The sequence below is a fragment of the Oleiphilus sp. HI0123 genome, from assembly GCF_001635315.1.
Window position 1 is genome coordinate 1 of sequence record NZ_LWGE01001708.1, and the last position, 2,944, is coordinate 2,944.

Genomic DNA, 2,944 nt, shown 5'->3' on the forward strand with positions numbered 1-2,944 from the left:
TAGAAGATAATGCAGGTGAAGAAGAGTTGGCTTTGTTTGCGCTTAAAAAAGCGGGCGTAGAGCAGAAAGATGTTGTCATTGTTAGGGATGGGCAAGAGGCGATTGATTACCTGTGTGGAAAGGGGCAGTACGCTGGCCAGCAGTTCGACCCTGAGATAAGGGTGGTTTTCCTCGATTTGAATTTGCCAAAAGTTCATGGTCTGGATGTGTTGAAAGAGCTTCGTCACAACCTGGACACTCAATGCCTACCTGTTGTCATCCTAACCTCCTCCGATGAAGAGAGAGATGTTCAGGAAGGTTATCGGGCCGGCGCAAACAGCTATATTCAAAAGTCTTTTGATATAAATGAATTTAAAGACAATATCTCAGCACTTCGGAATTATTGGTTAGACATTAACCTTTCTCCGGTATCAAGGTAGCTATATGCATTTAGTGGAAGGTAAGATTATACGAATATTAATCGTCGATGACTCCGAAGACGATGTCAGGTTCAACCTTGAGTGATCAGTCATTTTTTGATGATATCAAGATCTGGCAAAAAGAATATGACCTGCTGCCTCAGAGAATTTGTTTTGAAATTACAGAAACCTCTGCAATCGATAACCTGGTTGATGCGGTAGAGTTTATTAATGAAATTAGAGGGCTAGGCTTTAAGTTTGCGCTAGATGATTTTGGTGTTGGTTTGAGCTCTTTTTCTTATCTTAAAACGATTCCTGTCGACTTCCTGAAGATTGATGGGAGCTTTGTTAAGAATATGTTGAGCGACAGTATTGATAGAGGGATTGTGGAGTCGTGCAATATGATAGCGCACGCAGCGGGTCTAGAGACGATCGCAGAGTTTGTTGAGGATGATGCGACTTGCGAAGCGCTAAGAGAAATTGGAATAGACTTTGCTCAAGGATTTGGCATCGTGATGCCTGGCCCCTTACCTGATCAAGAGTCAAGCTAATAAGCGTGAACCCTCCGTCGCTTCCATTCTATGCTTGACCAAATCTTAAAAAAACTCGTTAATTTCTTAAACGGTCTTAACACCTTGTTTGTTCTGCCGTCACTGGTCTTACTTGTAATTAGTGACGTTATTTTGCGTTCATTATTTTCCTCTCCCATTGCTTGGGCTCACGAATTGTCGGGTTTGCTGCTACTCAGCATGTTCTTTATTAGCGATTCCAAAGTGTATAGAGGGCCATGAATTATTGAGTGTTGACCTGCTTTACCAAGCCTTGTCGGCTTCTAAGCAACGCTCCCTAAAATGCGCTTCATATGTTTTCTTGGTTTTGTTCTCGCTACTTGTCGTTTGGCAGGCGGTGTTGGGCGCGATAGATAGCTATACCTATGAAGATCAAGCTTATACTATCGACATACCTTATTGGCCTTTCTATGCCTTGATGGCTTTTATCGGGCTTGTGACAACGCTTCAATCATTGAGTTTGCTATGGGCTAGCCAAGGTTCTGGTCGAACCAAAGAGGGGCATTCGTGAACTCTGAAAGTGTTGGCCTGTTGGCCATGGCCTGCTTGCTTATATTAATTGCTCTGCGTGTACCGATTGCTATCGCTTTGATAGCGGTAGGTCTGCTTGGAAATGTCTACCTTCAGAGCTTTGAGTCGGCTATCGTTCAGTTTCAGTTGGTTAGTTGGGAAGTCGCCAGTAACTTTGTATTGGTGACCTTACCTATATTTGTTTGGATGGGAGCTTTAGCTCAAACAACGGGCTTGGGTAAAGATCTTTTCTATTGCTTTAACCGCTGGTTCGGGCGAATTCCCGGTGGCTTGGCGATCACATCTATCAGCTGCTCAGCAACCTTTGGAGCGGTCACAGGCTCTAGTGTTGCAACAGTCACAGCAATGGGCAAAATGCTGATGCCAGAGATGCGGCGTTACGGCTATAACCAAAGCCTTGCGACTGGCTCAATCGCATCAGCCGGTGTGCTCGCCATTCTTATTCCTCCGAGTATCCCTTTGGTCTTTTATGCGGCCTGGACGGAAACCTCGCTAGGCGACCTGTTTATAGCGGGTATTATTCCGGGAATTCTATTAGCTTTGATGTTTGGTCTATATGTCATGATTCGCTGTAAGCTCAAGCCCGAGCTTGCACCGGGTGGTGAGCATTACTCGGTGGCAGAGCGGATCAAGGCGCTACCAAAACTCCTGCCGGCATTGTCACTAATGCTTATTGTTTTGGGTAGTATTTACGGAGGCTATGCAACGCCAACAGAGGCCGCGGCTATTGGTTTGGCTTGGGTATTCGTTATTGCCTTATTTCGCGGACGCTTAAGTGCAATGATTCTGAAAGAAAGTTTGGGCCAAAGCGTTTCGCTGAGCGGCAACATCTTTTTGTTATTCTTAGGAGGCGTATTCTTTAGCCGCTTCATGGCGCAGACTGACGTGACTCAGCTCTTGATAGAGTCCATCGCCGGTTGGGGTGATTCATCTTTCTTGATAATGTTAGCTCTATTGCTCTTGTATCTGGTGCTCGGGGCTGTATTAGACACCTCTGGGATGATTATCCTCACCTTGCCTTTTGTCTTCCCTTTGGTGACCTCTTTAGGATATGAGCCGGTCTGGTTTGGTATTTTTATCGTTATGATGATTGAGCTATCGCTGATTACGCCGCCAATCGGTATCAATGTATTTGTAATGCAGCGCGTTGCTCCGGATATACCCTTAACAACTGTCTTTAAGGGTGCCTTACCATTCGTAGTAATAAGCTTGGTTATGGTACTACTGCTGCTGATCTTCCCTGAAATAGCTTTGTGGTTGCCTGGGCAAATGAAAGATTAGAGTTTCTCTACTCTTGGTGTCCTCTGTGGTTCATCGGTTTATCACTTCAAGATCAAAACATAAAACACGGTTCACCACAGAGGTCACAGAGAGGCCTGCGGCCTACACCGAGAAAAGATAAAAAGGTTTTTAGGGTGTCTTAATCCCTTCCTCTGTGCAGCGAAG

General features: G+C 45.1%; 4 protein-coding genes. All 4 read left to right on the forward strand.

Features of this window, described 5'->3' with window-relative positions:
- Positions 1-419 (forward strand): response regulator (locus tag A3761_RS23095; RefSeq protein WP_068750987.1); only part of this gene is annotated, 419 nt, incomplete at its 5' end.
- Between the two features lie 47 nt (positions 420-466).
- Entirely contained in the window at positions 467-949 is a 483-nt protein-coding gene (locus A3761_RS23100) for an EAL domain-containing protein (RefSeq protein ID WP_068638188.1), read from the forward strand.
- A 121-nt stretch (positions 950-1,070) separates the two neighbouring features.
- Positions 1,071-1,478, forward strand: a complete 408-nt coding sequence (locus A3761_RS23110; protein ID WP_082870356.1) for a TRAP transporter small permease — start codon at positions 1,071-1,073, stop codon at positions 1,476-1,478.
- Complete coding sequence (locus tag A3761_RS23115; RefSeq protein ID WP_082870357.1) at positions 1,475-2,779, forward strand: TRAP transporter large permease; 1,305 nt, start codon at positions 1,475-1,477, stop codon at positions 2,777-2,779. The genes A3761_RS23110 and A3761_RS23115 overlap by 4 nt, the downstream gene beginning before the upstream one ends.
- Positions 2,780-2,944 lie beyond the last annotated feature (165 nt).

Coding starts and splice junctions, on each gene's coding strand:
- A3761_RS23100 (WP_068638188.1), top strand. CDS start 467: ATGACTCCGAAGACGATGTCAGGTTCAACCTTGAGTGATCAGTCATTT.